Source organism: Bordetella genomosp. 2, assembly GCF_002261345.1.
Taxonomy (GTDB): Bacteria; Pseudomonadota; Gammaproteobacteria; order Burkholderiales; family Burkholderiaceae_B; genus Bordetella_A.
In genome coordinates, this window is the sequence record NZ_NEVT01000003.1 from 437193 (window position 1) to 461839 (window position 24647).

The following is a 24647-nucleotide window of genomic DNA, read 5'->3' on the forward strand; positions in this document are numbered from 1 at the left end:
CCGGCCGTCACGCCCGGGCGTCGGGCTGCCGCACGCGCAAGTCCGCTGCCTCTTGCAACGCCGCCAGCACGGCATCGAGGGCCGGGCTGGTGTCGCCCCTGGCCCATACCATGCCGATGGGCCCCACGTCGTATTTCAGCTTCAGCGGCAATATCGCGCACAGGCCCAGGCCGGCATACTGGCTGGCGGCGCCGCGCGACACCACATTCAGGCAGTCGGTCTTGGTCAGCAACGCCAGGTTCACCGATGGCGAGGCCGATTCGATCCACGCTTCGGGCGGGCCGAGTTGCTGGTCCAGGAACGTGGCGTCGATGGCGCGGCGCAGGGCGGTGTTGCGGGGCGGCAGTATCCACGGATAGGCGGCGGTGTCCGCCCAGCGTGGCGCCTTGGCGGCCGATAGCGGATGGCGGCGGTTGACGATGACGCAGTGCTGGTCCTGGTACAGCGGCCGCGATTGCACGTCTTCCGAATAGGCCCGTTCGTCCAGCCGGCCCACGATCAGGTCCAGTTCGCTCCGGTCGAAGCGGGCCCACAGGCCGGCGGCGATGTCTTCCACTACTTCCAGCAGCACTGGAGCGCCGCCGTCGCGCAGCCGCACGATGGCCTCGGGCAGCAGACCGGTGCTGGTCACCAGCATGGAACCGACGCGCAGCACGCTGCGCCCGCCGCGCGACAACGCCTCGAGTTCGCTCTTCAGTTGGCGCGTATCGTTGATCGCCCGCCGCATGTACCGCAGTACCGCGGGCAGGTAGGGCGTGCCGCGGATCTGCCGGCCGCGCGTGAAAAGCGGCACGCCCAGCGCGTCTTCGGCTTCCGCCAGCTGTTGCGATACGGCCGGCTGGCTGCGCCCCAGGGCGGCGGCCGCCGCTGTCAGGCTGCCGCATTCGGCCACCGCCAGCACCACTTCGAAATGCAGCAGCTTCAGGCGCCGCAGCCGCAGCGCCAGCCGGTTCCGGTCTTTATCCATAACACTTCCTGATGGATCGATCGCGTTTTGTCTCTATATCTTTATTGAAGCCAGGCGCACTATTGTCGCACCAGCAGGATTTGCCGGAGGACGAGACGATGAATCGTTTATGGAAACTTTGCCTGGGAACCGCGCTGGGCGGCGCGGCAATGATTTCGACGAGCGCGGCCGCTTATCCCGAACGCCCCATCAAGCTCGTAGTGCCGTTTCCCAGCGGGGGTGGCACTGATATCGTGGCGCGCAAGCTGGCGCAGGAACTGACCGCCGAACTCAAGCAGACCGTCATCGTGGAAAACCGCAGCGGGGCCAGCGGCAATATCGGCGCAGCCTCGGTAGCCCGCTCGGCCGCCGATGGTTATACGGTGATGATGACCGCCGCCCCGTTCGCCATCGCGCCCGCCTTGTTCAAGGACCTGGGCTTCCACCCGGTCAAGGATTTCACGGCGATCACCCAGATCGCCACTGTGCCTCTGCTGGTGGTCACCCGCCCGCAGTCGCCGCTCAATACCATGGCCGACCTGGTAGCCGCCGCCCGGCAGCAGGGCGCCGATGTGACGTACGCCACTTTCGGCGTCGGCTCGCCGCCGCATCTGGTGGGCGAGAAGATCCAGCAACTGGCCGGGGTGAAGATGCGGCAGATTCCCTATAAGGGCGGCCAGGCGGCGTTGTCGGAGATTCTGTCCGGCGATATCACGGTCGGCATCCTGGACGTCGTGTCCATGGCGCCGCTGGTCAAGGCCGGACGGCTCAAGGCCCTGGCCATCACGGGGCCGGTACGTTCGCCCGAATTGCCCGATATTCCCACCCTGAGCCAGCAGGGCCTGAGCTTCGACGCGGTGGGATGGTACGGCCTGTTCGGGTCGGCGGGCATGCCCCTCGCGGCCGTGCAGACCCTTAATACCGCCGTCAACAAGGTGCTGGCCAGGCCGGACATGCGCAAGCTGATCGTCGACAGCGGTTCGATTCCGATCTCGCCGGCCACCAGCCCGGAGCAATGGCAGGCCCGCTTCGACAATGACGTGCGGGTCTGGGGGCAAATCGCCCGGGATTCGGGCGCCACGGTCAACTGAGAGGAAGGCCATCTTGAACGTCGCCCAGCCCGCACGCCGCGACGTGCAGATTCAACGGGACATCGTCTACGGCACCGGCATCGTTCGTCCCGTCGCGGGCCGGCCGGCGCATGCGCGTGAGCTGAAGCTGGATCTGTACCAGCCGTTGCCGACGGCCGGCGACGGACCGAGGCCGGCATTGGTGCTGGCTTTCGGCGGCGCCTTTCACCGTGGCACCAAGGAAGACGATACTTTCGGCGAGCCGCCCAACCGCAACCACGCCATCGCTTGGTACTGCCGGGAATTCGCCCGGCTGGGCTACGTGGCCTGTTCGATCGACTACCGGTTGGTGCCCGAGAATCCCGAGCCGGGCGACACCGTGGTGGTGGCGTCAGCCGCCCACATCCCGCGCTCTAGGGTGGACGCGGTGCGCGGCATGCTGGGTCTGCCGCCCGCCAGCGACGACATGCTCTGGCGCGGCGTCGAGGCGGCCTGCGACGACATGGCCCTGGCCGTGCGCTACGTCAGGGCTCATGCCGGCGCCTGGCACATCGACCCAGGCAGGATCGCCGTCGGCGGGTTCTCGGCCGGCGCCCGCACGGCGTTGAATGTGGCGCTGGGCGAACGCGAGCGGGTCGCGGCGGTGGTGGCATTATCGGGCTATATGCACGAGGATGATCTCAAGCGGCACGTGGCCGCGCTGGACCGCCCGCCGGCCGTGCTGGGCATTTATGCGGAACACGACCTGGACTACATCGCCGGCAACTGCCCGCGCATGATCGAACGCATGCGCGAGCTGGGCATGACGTGCGAAGCCGTGCGGGTGCCCGGCGCCACGCATTTCTATCCGGCGCACGCCCGCGCGTTGCACGAGCGCGACGGCCCCACGACCGTCTGGGACGCGATTGCCGGCTTCCTGCGCCGGGCCTTGGCCGCGTAAAGCCGCCGTGGCCTATTCCAGCAAGGCGGCCACGGCGTCCACGACCTGCGCGGCCGGACTTGGTGCCAGGCAATCGATCACCGTCCGGTCCGGCTGCGCGCGCAGCCAGGTGATCTGCCGCTTGGCGAGCTGGCGGGTCGCGGCGATGGCCTGCTCGCGCGCGCTGGCCAGGTCGACGGCGCCCTCCAGGTGCGCCCACATCTGCCGGTAGCCGACGCAGCGCACCGACGGCAGGCCGGGGTGCAGGTCGCCGCGCGCATGCAGGGCGCGCACTTCGTCCAGCAGCCCTTGCGCCAGCATGGCGTCGAAGCGCTGTGCGATGCGCGCATGCAGCGCGGTGCGATCGGACGGCTCCAGGCTCAGCGTCACATAGCGAGGGCCGTCCGGTTCGGCGGCGCGCCGGCGGGCGCCCAGCAGGGCCGACATGGGCCGGCCGCTCAACCGGCAGATCTCCAGGGCGCGCTGGATGCGCTGGCTGTCGTTGGGCGCCAGCCGCGCCGCGGTGGCCGGGTCGAGCCGCGCCAGTTCGGCGTGCAGCGCCGGCCAGCCCTGCTGCGCGGCGCGTTCTTCCAGCTCGGCGCGCAGCGCCGGGTCGGCCCGCGGCAGGTCGTCCAGGCCTTCGCGTAGCGCCTTGTAGTACAGCATGGTGCCGCCGGCCAGCAGGGGCATGCGGCCGCGCGCCCGGATCGCGTCGATCAGGCGCAGGGCGTCGGCGCGGAACTCGGCCGCCGAATACGATTGCGCCGGGTCGCGGATGTCCAGCAGGTGCTGCGGCACGCTGGCCTGTTCCGCCGGCGTGGGCTTGGCCGTGCCGATGTCCATGCCGCGGTAGATCGTGGCCGAATCGACGTTGACGACTTCCAGCGGCCAGCGCTGCGCGAGCGCCAGCGTGGCGGCGCTCTTGCCGGCGGCCGTGGGGCCGGCCAGGCAGATGATGGGGGCGGCGGAGAGGTTCATGCCGGCGGGGGCGCGGCGCGCCGGCGTGGCGATGTGCGCATGGCGGCTACTGTCCGCGCAGGAACAGCTTGTCCAGGTCGGCCACCGACCACTGCACCCAGGTCGGCCGGCCGTGATTGCATTGATCGGCCCGCTCGGTGACCTCCATCTGGCGCAGCAGCGCGTTCATTTCTTCGATGGTGAGGCGCCGGTTGGCGCGCACCGAGCCGTGGCAGGCCATGGTGGACAGCAATTCGTTGCGCTGTTCGGTGAGCAGCCGCGACACGCCCACCACGGCCAGGTCGCGCAGCACGGCCCGAGCCAGGGTCTCGATGTCGCCGCGCGCCAGCAGGGCCGGCACCGATCGCACGGCGATCGAGGTGGGGCCCGCCGGGCGCATGTCGAAGCCCAGCTCGGTCAGGTGTTCCCGGTGTTCTTCCACCAGGGCCACGTCTTTTTCCTGGGCATGGAACACCACCGGCACCAGCAGGTCCTGGCGCGGCAGTTCGCGCGCGTCCAGCGCGCGCTTGAGCTGTTCATAGACCACGCGTTCGTGGGCGGCGTGCATGTCCACCAGCACCAGGCCGCGGCGGTTCTGCGCCAGGATGTAGATGCCGTGCAGCTGGGCCAGCGCCATGCCGAGCGGATGTTCCTCATCGGCCGGCAGGGCCGGCGGCGGTGGCGGCGCCGGCTCGCGCAGCGCCGCCACGGGCGCCGCCGCGCCGCTGTCGAGCGGCCGGTACAGCGTGCGCCAGTCGGCGGCCGGCACGCTGGCCGGCTCGTTATGCAGGCGGAACGGCACCTGGGTGTGCGGCCGCGCCGCCGGACGCTGCGGGGCCGGGGCCGCCGGGCTGCCGGCGCGCATGGGCTGGGCGGCGGGCAGGGCGGCGCGCGCGTCGGCCGCCGCAGCCGTGGCCGCCGTGGCCGCGAGCGCAGCGGGTTCGGTCTCGTCCCGCGCGCCGGCCGCCGCCGGCACCGCGGCGGCGCCGCCGGTCTGGGCCAGCGCCTGCCCGATCACTTGCGAAACGTAGCGGTGCACCGCGCCGCTGTCGCGGAAGCGCACTTCGTGCTTGGCGGGATGCACGTTGACGTCGACGGCGCCGGGATCGATATCCAGGTACAGCACGTAGGCGGGCTGGCGGTCGCCATGCAGCACGTCGGCATAGGCCGCGCGCAGCGCATGGCTGACGGTGCGGTCGCGCACGAAGCGGCCGTTGACATACAGGTACTGGCGGTCGGCGCGCGCGCGCGCCGCGGTTGGGCGGGTGATCATGCCGGACAGGCCGATGGCGCCGGCCGAGGCCTCGATGGGCAAGCCGTGTTCGGCGAACTCGGCCCCGAGCACGTCGCGGATGCGCTGGCCCGGATCGGCGGGCAGCCATTGGCGTTGGGCGCGGTCGTGGTGGAACAGGCGGAATGCGATGTCCGGATGCGCCAGCGCGATGCGCTCCAGCGCATCGACGCAATGCCCGAATTCAGTGGCTTCGGCGCGCAGGAACTTGCGCCGGGCGGGCACGGCGTCGAACAGCTGGCGCACGTCCACCGTGGTGCCGGGCGGGCCCGACGCGGGCGCGACTTGCAGGCTGCCGCCGTCGATCTGCCAGGCGTGATCGGCGTCGCGCGTGCGCGAGATGATGGTGACTTGCGCGACCGACGCGATCGACGCCAGGGCCTCGCCGCGGAAACCCATCGAGGCCACCGATTCGAGCTCGTCGAGCGAGCGGATCTTGCTGGTGGCGTGGCGCGCCAGCGCCAGCGGCAGTTCGTCGGGCGGAATGCCGCTGCCGTCGTCCGACACGGCGATGCGCCGGATGCCGCCGCCCTCGAGCCGCACCTCGATGGCGCGCGCGCCGGCGTCGATGGCGTTCTCGAGGATTTCCTTGAGCACCGACGCGGGCCGCTCGATGACCTCGCCCGCGGCGATCTGGCTGATCAGCAGATCGGGCAGGGCGGCGATGGCGCGGCGTTCGGACATGGGGAGCGATTCGGGATGGGCGGACATGCGACGATTTTAGCCCTACGTCGCGCCGCGTCCGGCCGGCCGTGGCAGCCCGGCCGCGCGCGGCTGCGCAGCGGGCGGTGCGCTATAGTCGAAGGCGGCTCGCACCCGGAAATCCCATGCGGGCGCCGCGCCGGGCAGGCGGCGCGGCGCCCGCGACTGACTGACGCATTGATTCATGCTCGAATTTTTTCAGATGGTGTTGCACATCGACCAGACGCTCGGCGTGTGGGTCGAACAATACGGGTCCTGGGTCTACCTGGTCCTGTTCCTGATCATTTTCGCCGAGACCGGGCTGGTGGTGCTGCCGTTCCTGCCGGGCGATTCGCTGCTGTTCATCGCAGGGGCCTTCGGCGCCACCGGCAGCCTGGACCCGGTGCTGCTGGGCCTGCTGCTGATCGTCGCGGCCATTGCCGGCAATACGGTCAACTACGCCGTCGGCCGCTATATCGGGCCGCGCGTGTTCACCATGAATGTGCGCTTCCTCGACCGCGCCGCGTTGTTGCGCACGCATTTGTTCTATGAAAAGCACGGCGGCAAGACAATCGTGCTGTCGCGCTTCCTGCCGGTATTCCGTACTTTCGCGCCCTTCGTGGCGGGCGTCGCCGAGATGAACCTGCTGCGCTTCCAGCTGTTCAACGTGGCCGGCGCGGTGCTGTGGGTGGCCGGCCTGATCATCGCCGGCTATTTCTTCGGCAACATCCCGCTGGTGAAGGAGCACCTGAACACCATCGTGCTGGTGGGGCTGGCGGCCGCCATCGTGCCGGTGGTGCTGGGCGCATTGATCAAGCTGGCGCGCAGCCGGCGGCGCACGGGCCGCTGAGCCGCTAGGCGGCTTGCGGCGGACGGTCCGCGCGCGGCCAGTAGGTGCCGAAGCTCCACAGGTTCTGCTCCGGATCGCGGCAGGCGAATTCGCGGCTGCCGAAGCTGGTGTCGCAGGGTTCGGCCTCGATCTTGCCGCCGGCGGCGCGCACTTTCGCGCATAGCGCGTCGGGGTCGGCCACGGCTACGTAGATCGCGTCGGTGCGGCGGCCATCCAGGCCGCCCACCAGCTTGCCGTAGGCATCGTCGCGGTGCTGTCCCAGCATGATGATCGAGGAACCCAGCGCCAGCTCGGCGTGCTGGACCGTGCCGGCGTCCCGGTAGACGACGTGCTCGGCGAAGCCGTAGACATCGACCAGCCAGCGGATCATCGAATCCGCGTCGCGGCAGCGCAGCGTGGGGAAAATGCAGGGCGGGGCGTGGGGGGTGTGCGTGTTCATGGGAAGGCTCCATTGCGGCGATCGGAGCCTTCATCATAGGTCGCGGCGCCCGGCCAGTATTGAAGATTTGTTACCCGGGGTCCGGCAGGTCGGCCGAGCGCGGCTGCAGCGTGCCCGCCTGCGCGATGCGCCGGCGCCAGGCAGCCGGGGATTCGCCGGCCAGGGCGGTGAACTCGCGCACCATGTGCGCCTGGTCCGCATAGCCGCTGGCGCCGGACAGCGCGGCCCAGTCGCGCTGCGCCCCGGTGCGCGCCAGGCGGCAGGCCCTCTGGAAGCGCATGATGCGCGCAATGGTCTTCGGCCCCAGGCCCGTCTCGGCGCGGAAGCGGTGCGCGAAGTGTTTGCGGCTCCAGCCGATCTCGCGCGCCAGATCAGTGATGCGCAGGTTCCCCGCCTGCTGTTCCAGCCGTCGGTAGGCGTGCGCGATCTCTGGCGAGGGCTGGTGCAGCAGGCGGTCCGCGACGAACTGTTCAACCAGGGTGAAGCGTCCGGCCCAGTCGCGTGTTGCCCCCAGATGTTCGCGCAGCGCATGGCCGGCGTGCCCAAGCACGTCGTCGATGTCGACCATACGGGCCGCGAGCTCCACCACGCCGCCGCCAAAGAGCCGGTAGGCGCCGAGCGGCGTGAAATCGACCTGCACGCACTCGGCGGCGCCGTCCGACGCGATCTGCACCGGCCCTGCATACAGGCCGGCGGCAAAACTGGAGCGCGGCTCCGCGGCGGCCGGGTCCGGGCCGAGCGCGATGCGGAACGGCGTCCCGAAGCTGATGATCAACGGCACCACCAGCGAGGCGGCCTCACACAGCGCGAAGGGCAGGCCGGCGGTTTCCCGATAGCCGCACATGTCGCTCACCAGGCCCGCCAGGCGGGGCGAAGGCCGGTGCCGGATCACTTCGAATAATGGCGGCTGCCCGGACATGCGGTCCTCCCGATGCCGGCCATGCCGCCGGCGGCCGCTCAGCTGGCGTCGGCGATGTGCGCCAGCGGCGGGTTGGCGACGAAGTACTGCTGGATGCCGTTCATCATGGCCTCGGCCAGCTTTTGCTGGTGGCTGCTCGAGCGCAGTTGTTCTTCTTCGCGCGGGTTGCTGATGAAGGCCGTCTCGACCAGGATGGACGGAATGTCGGGCGCCTTGAGCACCGCGAAGCCCGCTTGCTCGACGTGCCGCTTGTGCAGCCGGTTGATCTTCTTAATCTCGTCCAGGAACGCGGCGCCCAGCCGCAGCGAGTCGTTGATCTGCGCGGTGGTGGAAAGATCGAGCAGCACCTTGGCCACCTGGCGGTCGTGGCTGCCGATGTTGACGCCGCCGATCAGGTCGGCCGCGTTTTCTTTCTGGGCCAGCCAGCGCGCCTGGGTGCTGGAGGCGCCGCGCTGCGACAGCGCGAATACCGAGGAGCCGTTGGCGCTGGGCTTGATCCAGGCGTCGGCATGGATGGAGATGAACAGGTCGGCCCGCACGCGGCGCGCCTTCTGCACGCGCACGTGCAGCGGCACGAAATAGTCGTCGTCGCGCGTCAGGTAGGCGCGCATGTTGGGCTGGTCGTCGATCAGCGCCTTGAGGCGGCGCGCGATGCGCAGCACCACGTCTTTCTCGCGCAGGCCGCTGCGGCCGATGGCGCCGGGATCTTCGCCGCCATGGCCGGGATCGATGGCGATGGTGACCATGCGCTTGCGGCGCGAAGGCGCGGCCGGTCCGGGGACAGGCGCGGGCGCCGGCGCCGGCTTGGGCAGGGCCACCGCGGGCGGCGGTTCTTGCCCCTGGGCCTGCGGCGCCGGCACGTTGGGCGTGACAGGGTTGCGCGCGATGTCTTCCAGGATGCGTGCCAGCGGGTCGTCGACGTCGGGCGCGCCCTGCTTGCCCAGCACCGCCAGCAGCGGATCCTGCGCGACCTTGGGATACAGGTCGAGCACCAGCCGGTACTGGTAGTCGGCCACCGGCTTGAGCGTGAAGACCTGCGGCGCGACCGCCTGCTTCAGGTCGAAAACCAGGCGCACGACATTGGGGCGGTTCTGTGCCACCCGCAGGGCCTGGATGTACGGGTCGTCGGGGCGTACCTTGGAGACCAGCTGGTTCAACGCGGCGCTGACTTGCAGGCCTTCGATGTCCACCACCAGCCGGTGCGGGTTTTCCAGCGTGAAATGTTCAGCCTTGAGTTCGCTGTCGAGTTCCAGCGTGACGCGCGTGTATTCGTCGGCCGGCCAGGTGCGCACGGCCAGGATGGTGGCGGCATGCGCCAGGCGCGGCAGCACCGGCAGGACGAGCAGGGTGGTGGCGGCGCTGATCAGGCGCCGGCGGATGGCGCCGCTGGGGGGGAGGGCACCGGGGGCGGAGGGACAATCGCGTTCAACCATGTTTGTCCTCGTGCGGTATGGGCAGTCAAGGTGACCTCGCGGCCCGGCTCTGCATAGACCAGCGAAATCTGCATGTCCGGAGGGGGCAGGAGCCCCCCGGCGCGTTCGGGCCATTCGATCAATACGATGGCCTCGTCACGCAGTAAATCCCGGAAGCCCGCGTCCAGCCATTCGCGCGAATCGGTAAATCTATAAAAATCAAAGTGATAGAAGTATAAGTTAGAAACTTTATAAGATTCAAGCAGCGCGTAGCTGGGACTCTTGATGCGGCCGGTTATGCCGCATTCCCGCAACAATGCCCGGGTGAAGGCGGTTTTTCCCGTGCCCAGGTCGCCCTGCAAGTGGATGCGGCCGCCCGCCGGGCCGCCGCCGGCGCCGCTGACCAACGGGGCGAACTGGCGGGCCAGCGCCTCGGTGGCGGCTTCGTCGGGCAGGGACAGGGTCAGGCTGCGCAGTGGGGCGGACATGGGGGGAGACGAGTGGTAAAACAGGTGAACGTCCCCGGATTATAGGAAGCGCGCGGTCTGCTATGATCGTTAGTGATTTCTATTCTCATCCATGCAACGCCGCGGCTGCTTGCCGGCCGTGGGCCATGCCAGGAAACGCCACGCCATGAACACCCGTACCGAGAAAGACACCTTCGGCCCGATCGAGGTGCCCGCCGACCACCTGTGGGGCGCCCAGACGCAGCGCTCGTTGCAGTTCTTCGCCATTTCCACCGAGCGCATGCCGGCGCCGCTGGTGGCCGCGATGGCGCGCCTGAAGCGGGCGGCGGCCAAGGTCAACGCCGACCTGGGCGAGCTGGACCCGAAGATCGCCGATGCGATCGTGCGTGCCGCCGACGAGGTCATCGCCGGCCAATGGCCGGACGAATTCCCGCTGTCGGTGTGGCAGACGGGCTCCGGCACGCAGAGCAACATGAACATGAACGAGGTGCTGGCCAACCGCGCCTCGGAGCTGCTGGGCGGCCCGCGCGGCGAGGCGCGTCTGGTGCATCCCAACGACCATGTCAATCGCGGCCAGTCGTCCAATGACACCTTCCCCACGGCCATGCACGTGGCGGCCGCCCTGCAGGTCGAGCATCACCTGCTGCCGGCGCTGAAGGCCCTGCGCGCCACGCTGGCGGAAAAAAGCGCGGCGTTCTACGACATCGTGAAGATCGGCCGCACGCATTTGCAGGACGCCACGCCGCTGACGCTCGGCCAGGAGCTGTCGGGGCACGTGGCCCAGCTGGACCTGGCCGAACAGCAGGTCCGCGCGACGCTGCCGGGCCTGCATCAATTGGCGATCGGCGGCACGGCGGTGGGCACCGGGCTGAACGCGCATCCGTCGTTCAGCGCCAAGGTGTGCGCCGAGCTGGCGCACGAGACGGGCTCGGCCTTCGCGTCGGCGCCGAACAAGTTCCAGGCGCTGGCCTCGCACGAGGCGCTGCTGTTCGCGCATGGCGCGCTGAAGTCGCTGGCCGCCGGCCTGATGAAGATCGCCAACGACGTGCGCTGGCTGGCCAGCGGCCCGCGCTCGGGCCTGGGCGAGATCAGCATTCCCGAGAACGAGCCGGGCAGCTCCATCATGCCGGGCAAGGTCAATCCCACGCAGTGCGAGGCCATCACCATGCTGGCCGCGCAAGTCATGGGCAACGACGTGGCCATCAATATCGGCGGCGCCAGCGGCAACTTCGAACTGAACGTGTTCAAGCCGCTGGTCATCCACAATTTCCTGCAGTCGGTGCGGCTGCTGGCCGATGGCATGGCCAGCTTCGACCAGCATTGCGCGGCCGGCATCGAGCCCAACCGCGAGCGCATCGCGGAACTGGTGGACCGGTCGCTGATGCTGGTGACGGCGCTCAACCCGCACATCGGCTACGACAAGGCCGCGCAGATCGCGAAGAAGGCGCACAAGGAAAACCTCTCGCTCAAAGAGTCCGCCCTGGCGCTGGGCTACGTGACGGAGGAGCAGTTCACGAAGTGGGTCGTGCCTGGGGAGATGACCAACGCCAAGCGGTAATAGTCTTTCTGGCCGTCGCGGTGGGGCGCGGGCGCTGCCCGGGCTTCACGGGATCGGTCGGCCGCCCGGGCGGCCGACACCGCGTCGCTCGCCTCCTCCGGCCCCTACGGGCCTCCGTACGGCATCCGCTAGCTCGATCCCGAGGCGCCCGGACAGCGCCCGCGCCCCACCGCGACTCGCAGATATTCAAGTTCCTGTCATCGTTGGGACGAGCCATTTGCTTAGGCTTCGTGGGCTGGGTGTCGGGACAAGAAAAACATCTGGCGCGCCGCAGTTGCCGGTCCGCCCAGCGCGGACCGGCAACTGCATTCGACCTTTGATTGCAATGGGTTTGGCACCGGGATTCTTGGCGAGATGGCGTGAGCTCGTTCTGCTTCCTTCTTGCCGAAGAATTAGCTGGCCTCGTCATCGGGTGGCGACCATCGTGTGCCCTTTGCATGACCGTGAGCCATGGACGCGGGTCGCCCGGCCCCGCCGTTCCTCGTGATTCGCGCTCGAGAAGTCTTCCTCAGTAACGCCAGCTTAGGCACAACCCCATCGTCCTCACAAGCCCCACCGCCACATCCTGCGCAACCCGATCACGAATGCCCACCTGGGGCCGCGCAGGGCGGCCCCAGGTGGGCGGCCCTGCAAGATATTCGTCTTGCCCACCACGGTCGCCACGAAGCCCGCGCAAGATGACCGTCCCCGCGATGTGGGAAGCTTGAGCTCATGCGAGGCGAGCCGGGGGGCGGGCAGCCGTTGGGGCGCCTCGGCGCCAAGCGAGCGGAGGCCGAACGGAGGCCCGCAGGGGCCGGAGGAGGCGAGCGATGCGGTGTCGGCCGCTCGGGCGGCCGACTGGCGCCGTGAAGCCCCAACGGCTGCCCGCCCCCCGGCTCGCCGCCAGAAGCACCCCAAACCTCGCCCACACCCTCGGACAACGCTCACCCTCCGGCGACCGTCAACCACCCCGGTACGGTCACCACGGACAGCAGGGTCCCCAGCGATATCAGCACCGCCACCATGCGCCCGTCCCCTCCCATCCGCATGGCCAGCACGTAGGCGGCGGAGGCGGTGGGCAGGGCGGCGAACAGCAGCAGCATGCGGGATTCGGCCGGGGGCAGGGCGAGCAGGCTGGCGGCGGCCAGTGCGGCCAGCGGCAGCAGCAGCAGCTTCACGGTGAGGATCCAGGCGATCAGCCGCCCGTGCCCCTGGCCGCCCTGCCACGACAGGCTCGCGCCCACGCACAGGATGCCGAGCGCCAGCGAGGCGGAGCCGAGCCGCGCCAGCACGGTGTCGACCGGGCCGGGCAGCTGCAGGCCGGCCAGGTTGCCCGCCAGCCCCAGCAGCGTGGCCATCAGCAGTGGGTTGCGCAGCAGTTCGCGCAGCAGCCCGTTGCTGCCGTGGCGCGCCAGGCCGTAGACGGCGGCGATGTTGGCCAGCGGCACGGCGAAGCCGACGATCAGCGCCATGGTGGTCTGGCCGTGCGCGCCGCCCAGGCTGGCCGCCAGCGCCAGGCCGATGTAGGTGTTGAAGCGGTAGCCGCATTGCGCCGCCGAGGCCAGCGCCAGCGGCTGCGCGCGCAGCGCCATGCCGCCCAGCCAGGCCAGCGCCACCCCGATGGCCACCACGGCGGCGGTGGCCTGCAACAGCAGCAGGGCGCTGCCGGCCGAGATGGGGGTGCGCAGGATGGCCTGGAACAGCAGGGCGGGGAACAGCACGAAATACACCATGCGCTCGGTGCCGGCGAAGAATTCTCGGTTGAATCCCAGTTTGTGGCGCAGCGCCCAGCCCAGGGCGATCAGCAGGAAATCCGGCAAAACTAGCAGAGCGACCGACATGTAAGGAGGGAAAAGTTGGGGAAAACACGGCGTGCCGGGCTGCCGCGCCGACACATTTTGCTGCTATTCTCGTCGAATTCGGCAGAGCGCGTGCGTCATAAGCACCCAGGATTTCATATACTTCGCTCGCCAATTTCGCAGCGATCGCTTATCGGCAGACTCGCTGAGGCCTGCACAATCGGCTCCCACACAGGGGCCCGCACTTGGAGGAAATACAACAATGATGATCAAAGCACGCACCCTGGCCACGGCCATCGCGCTGACCACGGGCCTGGCGGCCGCCTCGGCCGCCGTGGCCGCGGACGCCTATCCCAACAAGCCGATCCGCGTCATCGTGCCGTTCGCGCCGGGCGGCTCGACCGACATCATCGCGCGCCTGGTCACCCAGCGCATGAGCCAGGAACTGGGCCAGCCCATGGTGGTCGAGAACAAGGGCGGCGCCGGCGGCGCCATCGGCGCGGCGGAAGCCGCCCGCGCCGAGCCGGACGGCTACACGCTGTCCATCGCCACCGTGTCGACCATGGCCGTGAACTCGGCGTGCCGCCCGAACGACCTGCCCTACGATCCCATCAAGGACTTCCAGCCGGTCACCAACTTCGCCAACACCGCCAACGTGGTGTCGGTGAATCCCAAGTTCCCCGCCAAGGACTTCAAGGGCTTCCTCGAAGAGCTGAAGAAGAATCCCGGCAAGTACTCGTACGGCAGCTCGGGCACTTGCGGCGTGCTGCACCTGATGGGCGAATCGTTCAAGATCGCCACCGGCACCGACATCGTGCACGTGCCCTACAAGGGCTCGGGCCCGGCGGTGGCCGACGCGGTCGGCGGCCAGATCGAAATCCTGTTCGACAACCTGCCGTCGTCGATGCCGCAGATCCAGGCCGGCAAGCTGCACGCCATGGCCATCGCTTGGCCCGAGCGCATCGACACCATCAAGGATGTGCCCACCTTCAAGGAAGCCGGCTTCCCGCAGCTGAACCAGCCGGTCTGGTACGGCCTGCTGGCGCCGAAGGGCACGCCGATGGACATCGTCAACAAGCTGCGCGATGCCGCCGTGGTGGCGCTGAAGGACCCGAAGGTCATCGAGGCGCTGGACAAGCAGGGCTCGGCGCCCTCGGGCAATACGCCGGAAGAGTTCGCCAAGGAAATCCAGGAGCAGTACGACTGGGCCAAGGAAATCGTGAAGAAGTCCAACATCACGCTGAACTGAGCCATCGGCCGGGAACGGGCCTGCGGGCCCGGCCCCGCCGCAGGCAGACGGGCGCCCGCGGGCGCCCGTTTTTCATGCCCGCGCCGCCTTACAGCGGCGGCTGCGCCAGCTCGGCGCAGGCTTGCCGCAGCCGCTCGATGAACTCGCGGTGCAGGGCCGACAGCGGGTCCTGCGTGCGGGTCAGGATGCTGAGCGGCACCTTCAGCGGCGGATCGAGACGCCGCACCACCATGCCGGGCCGCAGCATGGCGCGCACCGTGATCGCATCGACGATGGCCTCGCCGCAACCCGCCTCGGCCAGCGCGCAGGCTACATAATGGGTCTGCACCTGGATGGCCACGTCGGGGTCCAGCCCCTGCGCGTCCAGCGCCATTTGCAGCAGGGCGCCCGAGGCGTCGCGCGAGTCCAGCACGATGAGCGTGTCCTGCGCCAGGTCGGCCAGGCGGGTGGGGCCCGGGCCGGGCTTGCGGCCCAGGTGCACCAGCTCGGTATGGCCGAGCGGCGCGCGGGTCAGGCCGGGATAATCGTGCTGGTCGAACGTGACGGCCAGGTCCAGCTCGCGCGTGAGCAGGCCCTGCACCAGTTCGGCGCTGTGATAGGTGTGGATGTCGAACGTGATGCCCGGCCGGGCATCGCGGCTGGCGCGCACGACCTGCGGCAGCAGGCCCAGCCCCAGCGCGGGCGCGCAGCCCAGCCGCAGGTGGCCGTGGGGCCGTTCGCGCAGGCTGGCGGCCAGCCGGCGCACGCTGTTGAGGTCCTGGTTCAGACGCTCGACCTCGGGCGTGAGGATCTCGGCTTCGCGGGTGGCCACCAGCCGGCCCTTGACGCGCTCGAACAGCTTGAAGCCCAGTTGCGCCTCGGCGTGCGCCAGCAGCTTGCTGGCGGCCGGCTGCGAGATGTGCAGCGCGGCGGCGGCCTCGGTAAGCGAGCCGGTGCGGCGGATCGCTTCGAAGATTTCTATATGGCGCAGGCGCATGGCGGCAACGGAAGCGGCGGACAAAGCGCATTCTATTGCGATAATGGCCGGCAAAGCGGGCCGGCCGGCGCCGCGCCACCCACGGAGACGACGATGCACATTCGACAATGGACGGCGGCGCTATGCGCCGCGCTGCTGTGCGGGCCCGCGGCCGGCCAGGTGGCCGTCCCGGCGCACGAGAACCTCAACCCGGAAGCCGCGTCCGGCTACCAGGCCAAGCAGGCGGTGAGCGCGCGGCATTTCATGGTGGCGACCGCCAACCCGCTGGCCACGCAGGCGGGGTATCGCATCCTGAAGGCAGGCGGCAGCGCGGCGGACGCGGCCATTGCCGCCCAACTGGTGCTGGGGCTGACCGAGCCCCAGTCCTCGGGCATCGGCGGGGGCGGGTTCATGGTGCACTATGCCGCCGGCCCCCGGCAGGTGCGCGTCTACGACAGCCGCGAAACGGCGCCGGCGGCGGCCCGGCCGGACCGCTTCATGCGCGACGGCAAGCCGCTGCCCTTCCGGCAGGCCGTCGACAGCGGCCTGTCGGTGGGCACGCCCGGCTTGTTGCGCGGCCTGGAACTGGCGCACCGGCAGCAGGGCCGGCTGCCCTGGCGGACCCTGTTCCAGCCGGCCATCGAGCTGGCCACGCAGGGCTTCGAAGTCTCGCCGCGCCTGCATGCCATGGTGGCCGAATCGCGCGAGGCGCTGGCGGCGCAGCCGGCCGCCGCGCGCTACTTCCTGGCGCCCGATGGCCAGCCCTGGCCGGTCGGGCACGTGCTGAAGAACCCCGAATACGCGGAGGTGCTGCGGCGCGTGGCCGACAAGGGCGCCGCCGCGTTCTACCACGGCGACATCGCGCACGACATCGTGGCGGCCGTGCGCGCGCACGCCACGCCCGGCGACCTCAGCGTGGCCGACCTGGCGGGCTACAAGGCGCGGGTGCGCGAGCCGGTCTGCGGCGACTACCGCGGCTATCGCCTGTGCGGCGCGCCGCCGCCCAGCAGCGGCCCGCTGGCGGTGCTGCAGATGCTGGGCGTGCTGGAACATTTCCCCATGGACAAGCTGGGCCCGCGCAGCGTGCAGGCCGCGCACTACTTCGCCGAGGCGGGCCGGCTGGCCTACGCCGACCGGGGCTTCTACGTGGCCGATCCGGACTTCGCGCGCGTGCCGACGCAGGCCATGCTCGCGCCCGCCTACCTGGCGCGGCGCGCCGCGCTGGTGCGGCCCGACCGCAGCATGGGCACGGCCTTGCCCGGCGACCCGGCCGGCCTGCTGGCCAGCCGGGCGCGCGACGACGCCCTGGAGCTGCCCTCGACCACCCACGTGTCGGTCGTGGATGCGCAGGGCAACGTCGTGTCGATGACCAATACCATCGAGTCGGCATTCGGCAGCAAGATCTTCGTGCGCGGGTTCCTGCTCAATAACGAGCTCACCGACTTCTCGCTGTCCTTCAAGGATCCGGAAGGCCGCCTGGTGGCCAATCGCGTGCAGGGCGGCAAGCGGCCACGCAGCTCCATGGCGCCCATGATCGTGTTCCGCGACGACCAGCCCTATCTGGCGGTCGGCTCGCCCGGCGGCAGCGCCATCATCAACTATGTGGCCAAGACGCTGGTGGGCGTGCTGGACTGGAACCTGGACATCCAGCAGGCCATCTCGCTGCCCAACCTGGGCAGCCGCAACCAGGCCACCGAACTGGAGCGCGGCAGCTCGCTGCAGGACCTGGCGCCGGCATTGCGCGGCATGGGGCACGAAGTGAAGATGGTCGATTTTCCCAGCGGGCTACAGGGCATCGTCATCCGACCCGGCGAGCTGGTGGGAGGCGCCGATCCACGTCGCGAAGGGCTGGCGCTGGGCGAGTGAGCGCCGGCGCCGTCAGCGCCGCGCGCGGGACTGCGACAGCGCGGCGACGAAGCCCTCCACCGCGGCATTGGGCTGCCCCTGCAGCGCCGCCACCATGATCTGCGCGCGCGGGGCCGCCGCGCCGCGCAGCGGCAGGAAATGCAGCGAATCGCCGCGCAGCCGCGACAGCGACTGCGGCACGATGGCGGGGCCGACGCCGGCCTCGACCAGCGTCAACAGGGTGGGGATCACGCTTTCCTGGCCGATGTCGGGCTTGAGCCGCGCATGCCGGAACAGGCGGTGCACCATGGCATGGAAGTAGGGCGAGACATCCTGCTGGTAACCCACCAGCGTATGCGCCGCCAGGTCTTTCAATGACACCTGGCGGCGGCCGGCCAGGGCGTGATCGCGCCGCACCGCGACGCATAGCGGCTCCTCGAACACGATGCGCGTCTCGATGTCGGCCGGCACGGGATGCGGCCGCATCACGGCGACGTCCACCTGCCGGGCGCGCAGCGCCGGCTCCATGTCGATCGAATTCATCTCGCGCAGTTCGATGCGCACCTCCGGATGGGCGTCGCGGTAGTGGCTCAGCGCGGACACCAGCGGCGAACTGGCGGCGCTGGGCGTGATGCCGACCGCTAGCGTGCCGATCTCGCCGCGCGCCGCCTGGCGCGTCTGGCGCAGCATCAGCTGGGTATCCGCCGCCAGCCGGCGGGCCCGCTCGTACATGACTGCGCCGGCGGGCGTCAGCTTGACCGAGCGCGTGGTGCGCGCAAACAGCGGGACGCCGACGATCGATTCGAGCCGCTTGATCTGCTGGGTGAGCGGCGGTTGGGTCATGAACAGGCGGGCGGCCGCCCGCCCGAAATGCAGTTCCTCGGCGACGGTGCAGAACAGCACCAGCAGGCGCCCGTCCAGGAAGATTAATTCTGATTTCAACATAATTTCACGGAAATTATGAAATAGACATAGATTAATCCGCTTTCTAAGATGCCGCATGTCTTGGATGCCATCAGGTGCGGATCTTGATGCGGGCTGCTGCTTTCCCTTTGTCGGTGAATGCCATTGCGCGGGACGTGGAGGCCGGCCGCGCCGGGCCGTGGGACGCGGCGCGGCAGGCCCTCGACGCGATCGCGCGGCTCGATGGCGGCATCCGCGCCTGGACCCATGTGCTGGGCGCCGACGCGCTGGCCGGCCTGGACGCGGCGGCGCACCGGAGCGGGCCGTTGGCCGGCGTGCCGGTGGGCATCAAGGATGTGATGGACGTGGCCGGCATGCCCACCGGCCATGGCGCGGCGCTGCCGGCGCAGCAGGCGCGCTTCGACGCCTGCTGCGTGGCCATGCTGCGCGCGGCCGGCGCGGTGCCGATCGGCAAGACCGTGACGGCGGAGTTCGCCTTTCGCAGCCCCGGGCCGACCCGCAACCCGCACGCGCCGGAACATACGCCGGGCGGCTCGTCGAGCGGATCGGCGGCGGCGGTGGCGGCGGGCATGGTGCCGGCGGCGCTCGGCACCCAGACCGGCGGCTCGATGATCCGGCCCGCCGCGTTCTGCGGCGTGGTGGGATTCAAGCCCAGCTTCGACCGCGTGTTCCGCGACGGCATGAAGCTCACCTGCGAATCGCTCGACACGATCGGCTGGTACACCAACAGCATCGACGATGCGCGCTGTCTCGCCGACGTGCTGCTCAATGACGCGGCGCCCCGCCAGCCTGCCGGGCGGCCGCTGCTGATCGCCGTGCAGGATTGCAATCCGGAGGCCAGCGCCTGCGGCCACAGCCAGGCCGAGCTTGCCCGCGCCTGCGCGCGGCTGCGCGCCGCCGGCATGCAGTGCGAGCGCGTCGGCATGGAGCCCGAGACCGCGCGGCTGCTGCAGGCGCACGCGGTGATCATGCACTACGAATTCGCGCGCAGCCTGGCGCCGGTAGTCGCGCGCAGCGCCGAAGCGCTGAGCCCCGCGCTGCGCCAGGCGGTGGCGCACGGGCTGGCGATCGGCGCGCCGCAGTACCGCGACATGCGGGCGCTGCAGGCCGCGCTGCGCCATGGCTGGGACCGCCTCTACGGCGGCGCCGACCTGGTGCTGACCTTCAGCACGCCCGGACCGGCGCCGCACGGCCTGCGGCACACCGGCTCGGCCGCCTTCAACAAGATCTGGTCGGTGCTGGGATGGCCATGCCTGCACCTGCCGACCGCGCGCACGCCCGCCGGGCTGCCGCTCGGCCTGCAACTGGTCGCCGGCTGGGGGCACGATCATGCGCTGCTCGCCCATGGCCGCCGCCTGCATCACTTACTCACGCAAGAAGGGGAATGACGTGTACTTGAAGAGCTTGAAGAAAGGGGCGCTGGCGCTGTGCATCGCGTTCGGCCTGCCGGGCGCCGCGGGCGCGGCGGACGATTATCCCAGCCGGCCGCTCAATATCTTCGTGCCGACCGCGCCGGGCGGCACGGTGGATATCGTGGCCCGCATCATGGCCGAGAAACTGGCGCCGGTGCTGGGGCAGCCGGTGGTGGTGGTCAACAAGCCCGGCGCGGGCGGGGTGGTGGGCACCCAGGCTTTCCTGCGCGAGCCGGCGGACGGCTACACGGTATTGTTCACCGCCAACAGCAACCAGTTGATCGTGCCCTGGGTGTACCCGGACGCGAAGTTCGACCCGATTGCCGACTTCGCGCCGATCGCGGCGGTGGGACAGGTGCCGAACGTGCTGTGCGTGAACCCGTCGTTCCCGGCGCGGGACCTGCAGGAATTCATGGCGCTGGCCAAGGCGAATCCGGACCAGTATGAATACGCCTCGGCGGGAGCCGGCACGCTGAACCACCTGCTGGGCGAGATGCTCAATGAGCGGGGCGGCCTGCGGCTGCGGCATATTCCCTATCGCGGCGTCGCGCCGGCCATGAGCGACGTGCTCGGCAACCAGGTGCCCATGTTGTTCGCCAGCCTGCCATCGGCGCTGGAAAGCATCAAGGCCGGCAAGCTGCGCGCGCTGGGCGTCAGCAGCGAGGCGCGCAGCCCGCTGTTGCCGGACGTGCCGGCCATCAACGAGGCCGTGCCAGGCTTCAGCGGCGACCTCTGGGTGGCCTTCTATGCGGCCCGCCAGGCGCCGCCGGCGACGGTCGAGGCCTTGCATGCGGCCATACGCCAGGTCATGGCGGACCCGGCTCTGCGGCAGAAGTTCGACCAGCTCGGCGTCGCCATGATGAGCGACGGGCCGGCCGAGCTGGCGCGCCGCCAGCAGGCCGAGTTCCAGCAATGGAAACAGGTCGTGCAGGCCGCCGGCGCGACGTCCGACTGATCAGGCCTGCCCCGGGGCGGGTTATGCAGGGCGCTTTTCAGCGGGAACCGGCCCCACCTCCCGGCGCACTTCGTCATTGTGCTCGCCCAGCGCCGGCGGCAGGCGTCGCAGCGTGGCGGGCGTGCGCGACAGCTTGATGGGCGAACCCACGCCGCGGTAACCGTCCTGCTCGAGCACCATGCCGCGATGCCGCGTGTGGGGATGCCCGAGCACGTCCTCGACGTTCTGTACCGCCGCGGCCGGCACGCCGGCGCGCAGCAACTGTTCGGCCAGCGTCGCCGCATCGTGCGCCGCCAGCAGCTCCGCCAGGGCTTCGCGCAAGGCGTCGCGATGCTGCAGCCGCTCGGCATTGGTGGCGAAGCGCGGGTCGTCGGGCAAGGCGGGCGCGCCCAGCACGCGGGCCAGCGCGGCGAATTGCCGGTTGTTGCCGACCGCCAGGAAGATCGGCCCGCTGCGTGTCGGCAGCGTCTCGTAGGGCGCGATGTTGGGATGGGCATTGCCGGTGCGGCCGGGCACCTTGCCGCTGTAGAAATAATTGGCGGCATGCGGATGCAGCAGCGATACCGCGCAGTCGTACAGGGTGATGTCCAGGAACTGCCCGAGGCCGCTGCGCATCCGTTCGTTCAGGGCCAGCAGGACGGCCACCGCGGCATTCAGGCCGGTGACCATGTCGACCACCGGCAGCCCGACCCGCGTGGCTTCGCCCTGCGCGTCGCCGTTCACGCTCATCAGTCCGCACATGGCCTGGGCGCAGGCGTCGTAGCCGGGCAGGCCGCCCAGCGGCCCGTCGGCGCCGAAGCCGCTCACGCGGCAGTGGATCAAGCGGGGGAACTCGCGGCTCAGCGCGTCGTAGCCCAGCCCCCATTTCTCCAGGGTGCCCGGCTTGAAGTTTTCCACCAGCACGTCGGCGTCGGCCAGCAGCCGGCGCAGCAGCTCCTGGCCGGCCGGCTGGGCCAGGTCCAGCGTCATGCCGCGCTTGTTGCGATTTACGCCGATGAAGTACGACGCCGTATCGTCCAGGAACGGCGGGCCCCAGCCGCGCGTTTCGTCGCCGGAGGGCGGTTCGAACTTGATGACGTCGGCGCCATGGTCGGCGAGCAGCTGGGTGCAGTAGGGGCCGCCCAGCACGCGCGACAGGTCGATGATCTTGCAGCCGGCCAGGGCGCCGGCCTGCAGTGCGGCAAAAGTCATGGGGGTTCCTCAGTCCATGGCCACGTGGGCTTCCTGGATCACGGCGCGCCATTTCGGCACCTGGGCGGCGATGAACGTGGCCAGCCCCTGCGGGGTCTGGTCGTCGGCCTCGACAATGCCCTGCTTGCGCAAGGTCTGCTTCACGCCGGGGTCGGCCAGCGCGGCGACGAACGCGCGGTTGAGCGTCCCGACCACGTCCGGCGGCGTGCCCTTGGGCGCGACGATGCCGAAAAAGACGCTGACGTCATAGCCCGCCAGCCCTTGTTCGGCCAGCGTGGGCAGGTCGGGCAGCGCGTCGGAGCGCTCGGCGCTGGCCAGGCCGATGGCGCGCAGCGTGCCGGCCTGCACGTGCGGCAGCGCGGTCAGGATGTCGGTGAACGACATCGAGACCTGCCCGCCCAGCAGGTCGTTGAGCGCCGGGCCGGTGCCCTTGTAGGGCACGTGCAGGATGTTGGTGCCCGCCATCTTGTTGAACAGGATGCCGGCCAGGTGCGACGACGCCCCGTTGCCGGACGAGGCATAGCTGAGCCGGTCGGGGTGCTGTTTGGCGTAGGCGATCAGTTCCTGCGCGTTGTGGACCGGCAGCGACGGGTGCACCACCAGGATGTTGGGCAGGTGGCCGATGCGGATGACGGGCGCGAAGCTCTTCTGCGGGTCGTACTGCTGGTTGCGATACAGGCTCACGTTGATGGCCAGCGGCCCGGAAGTGCCGAACAGGATCGTATAGCCGTCGGGCGTGGCGTTGGCGACGTGCTCGGCGCCGATGTTGCCGCCGGCCCCGCCGCGGTTTTCCACCACCACGGTCTGCTTCAACTGGTCTTTCAACCCGTCGGCCAGGCGGCGCGCCAGCGCGTCCGTGGGGCCGCCGGGCGGGAAGGGCACCACCAGCGTCACGGGACGGTCCGGGAACGCCTCGGCGGCCGGCACGGGTGCGGCCGCCAGCAGGGCGGCGCCGGCCATGGCCAGGCAAAAAAAGCGTCGTTGCATGAGTGTCTCTCCTGGGTGGGGGCGCAGGCTCGCCCGCGTTGCGCGGGTCGGATGCGCTGTTGTCAAGGCGGTGGCCCGGCGGGGCCGCCGCCGCGGGGGCTACAGGGCGTCGGCCAGCAGGGCGCGGCAGGCCACATCCTCGTCGGCGGGCAGGGCGCAAGGGTCGCGCGGCATCAGGCGATGGCGCAAGACCTGGTCGGCCAGCACGGCGCGGCTGGCCAGGCCGGGCGCCCGGGCCTCCCAGCGCAGCGCCGCCAGCGACACGGCGTGGTACAGCGCCGACGCCGCCTGGCGCGCCAGGTCGGGCCGGTCCTCGTGGGCGGCATGGCGCGCCAGCGCGCAGGCGCCGTCCAGCGCGCGCGCCTGCGCGTCGGCCAGCGCGGGGTCGCACGGCGCGCCCTCGTGCAGCAGCGTGTCGATGCGGCGGCGCAGCGCGGCCAGCGCATCGGTCTTCTGGATGGCGCGCAGCACGTCCAGCGCCACGATGTTGCTGGTGCCTTCCCAGATCGAGCCCAGGTGCGCGTCGCGCACCAGGCGGGCCTCGACGAATTCCTCGATGTAGCCGCAGCCGCCGCGCACCTCCATGCCGTCGCCGGTGACCTTGCGCGCATCGCGGCAGGCGCGGAACTTGATCAGGGGCGTCAGCACGCGCGCCAGCGCGGCCGCTTCGGCATCGCGTTCGGACTCGGCCAGCGCCTGGGCGGTCTGGAACATCACGCTGCGCGCCTGCTCGGCCCACACGCTCATCTTGGCCAGCTGCCGGCGCATCAGCGGCATGTCGATCAGGCGCTTGCCGAAAGCGCGGCGCTGCTGGGCGAAATACACGGCCTCGGTCACGGCGCGCCGCATCAGGCCGGCGGCGCGCATGCCGTTGGACAGGCGCGAGTTGTTGATCATGTCGGCCATGTGCTTGAAGCCCTGGCCGCGCTCGCCCACCAGCCAGGCCAGCGCGCCCTCCAGGCGGATCTCGCCGCTGGCCATCGAGCGCGTGCCCAGCTTGTCCTTCAGGCGCAGGATGCGATAGTGGTTGTGCGCGCCGTCCGGCAAATCGCGCGGCAGCAGGAACAGCGACACGCCCTTCAGGCCCTCGACCGGCTCGCTGCGCGCCAGCACCATGGCGAAACCGGCATCCGGGTTGGAGCAGAACCACTTGTCGCCGTGCAGCCGCCAGGACCCGTCGGCATGCAGCTCGGCGCGGGTGGTGGTGGCGCTGACGTCAGAGCCGGCGCCTTGCTCGGTCATGAACATGGCACCCTGGCGCAAGGTATCGAAATCCTGCGACGTCACTTGCGGCAAGACGCGCTCGATGAGCGCCGGGTCGCCGAACTTGCGCAGCGTGCGCGCCAGCGAATCGGTCATGCTGACCGGGCAGCACAGGCCGAATTCGCCCTGCACGAACAAATGGCTGAGCGCGTACTTGGCGGCCGGCGGCATGGGCGCGGGCCAGCCGAGCACGCCGCCGCGATGCGACAGGGCGGCCAGTCCGAATTCGCTGTAGGCCAGGCGCTCGAGTTCGACATAGGCGGGATGCTTGTGCACGCGCGACTCGTCCTGGCCGGCGCGGTCGCGCACCGACAGGGTGGGCGGATGCTTGTCGGCCACCGCCGCCAGCTCGTCGATGCGTCCGCCGGCCAGCGCGCCCAGGCGGTCCAGGTGCGGCAGCAAGTGGCCGTGCAGGTCGGCCGGCAGGTACAGGGCGCACAGGCCGGCGGCATAAGGGTCGGCGCGGAACAGATTGAGGCCGCGCGAATCGGGCACGGCGGTGGCGGCGGCAGGCATGGACATGGCGCGACGGGGGCAGATAGGGAAGCCCCATGTTGTCTCATGCAATCTATCTATACA

Annotated in this window: 21 protein-coding genes; 8 read left to right on the top strand and 13 right to left on the bottom strand. The window is 70.1% G+C overall.

Going from position 1 to position 24647, the window contains the following annotated elements:
- Positions 1–7 precede the first annotated feature (7 nt).
- On the bottom strand, positions 8–967 hold the full coding sequence (locus CAL24_RS04145) for a LysR family transcriptional regulator (RefSeq protein WP_028356685.1): 960 nt from the start codon (positions 965–967) through the stop codon (positions 8–10).
- Positions 968–1116: 149 nt separating this feature from the next.
- Between CAL24_RS04145 and CAL24_RS04150 the strand changes: the two genes are divergently transcribed.
- Together CAL24_RS04150 and CAL24_RS04155 are read left to right on the top strand one after the other, a co-directional pair.
- Positions 1117–2037, top strand: coding sequence for a tripartite tricarboxylate transporter substrate binding protein (locus tag CAL24_RS04150; RefSeq protein WP_249278473.1), 921 nt, complete (start codon positions 1117–1119; stop codon positions 2035–2037).
- Between the two features lie 13 nt (positions 2038–2050).
- A complete protein-coding gene (locus tag CAL24_RS04155) occupies positions 2051–2956 on the top strand; it encodes an alpha/beta hydrolase (RefSeq protein ID WP_170947022.1) in 906 nt (301 codons plus the stop codon).
- A 12-nt stretch (positions 2957–2968) separates the two neighbouring features.
- Here the strand turns inward: CAL24_RS04155 and miaA are convergent, their stop codons facing one another.
- Both miaA and mutL read right to left on the bottom strand, forming a co-directional pair.
- Positions 2969–3913: a tRNA (adenosine(37)-N6)-dimethylallyltransferase MiaA gene (gene miaA / locus CAL24_RS04160; protein WP_094805798.1), complete on the bottom strand. Its 945-nt coding sequence runs from the start codon at positions 3911–3913 to the stop codon at positions 2969–2971.
- Between the two features lie 46 nt (positions 3914–3959).
- Positions 3960–5867 (bottom strand): DNA mismatch repair endonuclease MutL, encoded by a 1908-nt coding sequence (mutL, locus tag CAL24_RS04165; protein ID WP_094806491.1) that lies wholly within the window; start codon positions 5865–5867, stop codon positions 3960–3962.
- 202 nt (positions 5868–6069) lie between these two features.
- Here mutL and CAL24_RS04170 point away from each other — a divergent pair, with 202 nt between their 5' ends.
- Positions 6070–6714, top strand: coding sequence for a VTT domain-containing protein (locus tag CAL24_RS04170; RefSeq protein ID WP_094805799.1), 645 nt, complete (start codon positions 6070–6072; stop codon positions 6712–6714).
- A gap of 4 nt (positions 6715–6718) precedes the next feature.
- On the opposite strand, the gene CAL24_RS04175 is transcribed toward CAL24_RS04170, so the two are convergent.
- From CAL24_RS04175 to tsaE, 4 genes are all read right to left on the bottom strand, one after another.
- A complete protein-coding gene (locus tag CAL24_RS04175; RefSeq protein ID WP_028356679.1) occupies positions 6719–7153 on the bottom strand; it encodes a VOC family protein in 435 nt (144 codons plus the stop codon).
- A 70-nt stretch (positions 7154–7223) separates the two neighbouring features.
- Positions 7224–8072: a helix-turn-helix domain-containing protein gene (locus tag CAL24_RS04180; RefSeq protein WP_094805800.1), complete on the bottom strand. Its 849-nt coding sequence runs from the start codon at positions 8070–8072 to the stop codon at positions 7224–7226.
- Between the two features lie 38 nt (positions 8073–8110).
- Positions 8111–9505: an N-acetylmuramoyl-L-alanine amidase gene (locus CAL24_RS04185; protein WP_028356678.1), complete on the bottom strand. Its 1395-nt coding sequence runs from the start codon at positions 9503–9505 to the stop codon at positions 8111–8113.
- Positions 9436–9972 carry a tRNA (adenosine(37)-N6)-threonylcarbamoyltransferase complex ATPase subunit type 1 TsaE gene (tsaE, locus tag CAL24_RS04190; protein WP_094805801.1) on the bottom strand — a complete coding sequence of 179 codons (537 nt, stop codon included), beginning with the start codon at positions 9970–9972 and terminating at the stop codon, positions 9436–9438. Before tsaE ends, CAL24_RS04185 begins: the two co-directional genes overlap by 70 nt.
- 145 nt (positions 9973–10117) lie before the next feature.
- Here tsaE and fumC point away from each other — a divergent pair, with 145 nt between their 5' ends.
- A complete protein-coding gene (gene fumC / locus CAL24_RS04195; protein WP_028356676.1) occupies positions 10118–11509 on the top strand; it encodes a class II fumarate hydratase in 1392 nt (463 codons plus the stop codon).
- Between the two features lie 923 nt (positions 11510–12432).
- On the opposite strand, the gene CAL24_RS04200 is transcribed toward fumC, so the two are convergent.
- On the bottom strand, positions 12433–13329 hold the full coding sequence (locus tag CAL24_RS04200; protein WP_094805802.1) for an AEC family transporter: 897 nt from the start codon (positions 13327–13329) through the stop codon (positions 12433–12435).
- 223 nt (positions 13330–13552) lie between these two features.
- Here CAL24_RS04200 and CAL24_RS04205 point away from each other — a divergent pair, with 223 nt between their 5' ends.
- A complete protein-coding gene (locus tag CAL24_RS04205) occupies positions 13553–14536 on the top strand; it encodes a tripartite tricarboxylate transporter substrate binding protein BugE (RefSeq protein WP_028356674.1) in 984 nt (327 codons plus the stop codon).
- Positions 14537–14624: 88 nt separating this feature from the next.
- Here CAL24_RS04205 and CAL24_RS04210 read toward each other — a convergent pair whose 3' ends face one another.
- Positions 14625–15512, bottom strand: coding sequence for a LysR family transcriptional regulator (locus CAL24_RS04210; protein ID WP_028356673.1), 888 nt, complete (start codon positions 15510–15512; stop codon positions 14625–14627).
- Between the two features lie 93 nt (positions 15513–15605).
- On the opposite strand from CAL24_RS04210, the gene ggt reads away from it, so the two are divergent.
- Positions 15606–17357, top strand: a complete 1752-nt coding sequence (gene ggt / locus CAL24_RS04215) for a gamma-glutamyltransferase (RefSeq protein ID WP_094805803.1) — start codon at positions 15606–15608, stop codon at positions 17355–17357.
- 12 nt (positions 17358–17369) lie between these two features.
- Here the strand turns inward: ggt and CAL24_RS04220 are convergent, their stop codons facing one another.
- Positions 17370–18281 (bottom strand): LysR substrate-binding domain-containing protein, encoded by a 912-nt coding sequence (locus CAL24_RS04220; protein WP_094805804.1) that lies wholly within the window; start codon positions 18279–18281, stop codon positions 17370–17372.
- Between the two features lie 86 nt (positions 18282–18367).
- On the opposite strand from CAL24_RS04220, the gene CAL24_RS04225 reads away from it, so the two are divergent.
- A complete protein-coding gene (locus tag CAL24_RS04225) occupies positions 18368–19648 on the top strand; it encodes an amidase (RefSeq protein ID WP_094805805.1) in 1281 nt (426 codons plus the stop codon).
- A 7-nt stretch (positions 19649–19655) separates the two neighbouring features.
- Positions 19656–20627, top strand: a complete 972-nt coding sequence (locus CAL24_RS04230) for a Bug family tripartite tricarboxylate transporter substrate binding protein (RefSeq protein ID WP_432759283.1) — start codon at positions 19656–19658, stop codon at positions 20625–20627.
- 21 nt (positions 20628–20648) lie between these two features.
- Here the strand turns inward: CAL24_RS04230 and CAL24_RS04235 are convergent, their stop codons facing one another.
- From CAL24_RS04235 to CAL24_RS04245, 3 genes are all read right to left on the bottom strand, one after another.
- Positions 20649–21818 carry a CaiB/BaiF CoA transferase family protein gene (locus tag CAL24_RS04235; RefSeq protein WP_094805807.1) on the bottom strand — a complete coding sequence of 390 codons (1170 nt, stop codon included), beginning with the start codon at positions 21816–21818 and terminating at the stop codon, positions 20649–20651.
- A 9-nt stretch (positions 21819–21827) separates the two neighbouring features.
- Positions 21828–22805, bottom strand: a complete 978-nt coding sequence (locus tag CAL24_RS04240) for a Bug family tripartite tricarboxylate transporter substrate binding protein (RefSeq protein WP_094805808.1) — start codon at positions 22803–22805, stop codon at positions 21828–21830.
- A 99-nt stretch (positions 22806–22904) separates the two neighbouring features.
- Entirely contained in the window at positions 22905–24584 is a 1680-nt protein-coding gene (locus CAL24_RS04245; RefSeq protein WP_432759277.1) for an acyl-CoA dehydrogenase family protein, read from the bottom strand.
- Positions 24585–24647 lie beyond the last annotated feature (63 nt).

Excerpts from the sequence above, each read along its gene's own strand:
- CAL24_RS04145 (WP_028356685.1), bottom strand. The coding sequence starts at position 967 with ATGGATAAAGACCGGAACCGGCTGGCGCTGCGGCTGCGGCGCCTGAAG.
- CAL24_RS04150 (WP_249278473.1), top strand. The coding sequence starts at position 1,117 with ATGATTTCGACGAGCGCGGCCGCTTATCCCGAACGCCCCATCAAGCTC.
- miaA (WP_094805798.1), bottom strand. The coding sequence starts at position 3,913 with ATGAACCTCTCCGCCGCCCCCATCATCTGCCTGGCCGGCCCCACGGCC.
- mutL (WP_094806491.1), bottom strand. The coding sequence starts at position 5,867 with ATGTCCGAACGCCGCGCCATCGCCGCCCTGCCCGATCTGCTGATCAGC.
- CAL24_RS04170 (WP_094805799.1), top strand. The coding sequence starts at position 6,070 with ATGCTCGAATTTTTTCAGATGGTGTTGCACATCGACCAGACGCTCGGC.
- CAL24_RS04175 (WP_028356679.1), bottom strand. The coding sequence starts at position 7,153 with ATGAACACGCACACCCCCCACGCCCCGCCCTGCATTTTCCCCACGCTG.
- CAL24_RS04180 (WP_094805800.1), bottom strand. The coding sequence starts at position 8,072 with ATGTCCGGGCAGCCGCCATTATTCGAAGTGATCCGGCACCGGCCTTCG.
- CAL24_RS04185 (WP_028356678.1), bottom strand. The coding sequence starts at position 9,505 with ATGGTTGAACGCGATTGTCCCTCCGCCCCCGGTGCCCTCCCCCCCAGC.
- tsaE (WP_094805801.1), bottom strand. The coding sequence starts at position 9,972 with ATGTCCGCCCCACTGCGCAGCCTGACCCTGTCCCTGCCCGACGAAGCC.
- fumC (WP_028356676.1), top strand. The coding sequence starts at position 10,118 with ATGAACACCCGTACCGAGAAAGACACCTTCGGCCCGATCGAGGTGCCC.
- CAL24_RS04200 (WP_094805802.1), bottom strand. The coding sequence starts at position 13,329 with ATGTCGGTCGCTCTGCTAGTTTTGCCGGATTTCCTGCTGATCGCCCTG.
- CAL24_RS04205 (WP_028356674.1), top strand. The coding sequence starts at position 13,553 with ATGATCAAAGCACGCACCCTGGCCACGGCCATCGCGCTGACCACGGGC.
- CAL24_RS04210 (WP_028356673.1), bottom strand. The coding sequence starts at position 15,512 with ATGCGCCTGCGCCATATAGAAATCTTCGAAGCGATCCGCCGCACCGGC.
- ggt (WP_094805803.1), top strand. The coding sequence starts at position 15,606 with ATGCACATTCGACAATGGACGGCGGCGCTATGCGCCGCGCTGCTGTGC.
- CAL24_RS04220 (WP_094805804.1), bottom strand. The coding sequence starts at position 18,281 with ATGTTGAAATCAGAATTAATCTTCCTGGACGGGCGCCTGCTGGTGCTG.
- CAL24_RS04225 (WP_094805805.1), top strand. The coding sequence starts at position 18,368 with ATGCGGGCTGCTGCTTTCCCTTTGTCGGTGAATGCCATTGCGCGGGAC.
- CAL24_RS04235 (WP_094805807.1), bottom strand. The coding sequence starts at position 21,818 with ATGACTTTTGCCGCACTGCAGGCCGGCGCCCTGGCCGGCTGCAAGATC.
- CAL24_RS04240 (WP_094805808.1), bottom strand. The coding sequence starts at position 22,805 with ATGCAACGACGCTTTTTTTGCCTGGCCATGGCCGGCGCCGCCCTGCTG.
- CAL24_RS04245 (WP_432759277.1), bottom strand. The coding sequence starts at position 24,584 with ATGCCTGCCGCCGCCACCGCCGTGCCCGATTCGCGCGGCCTCAATCTG.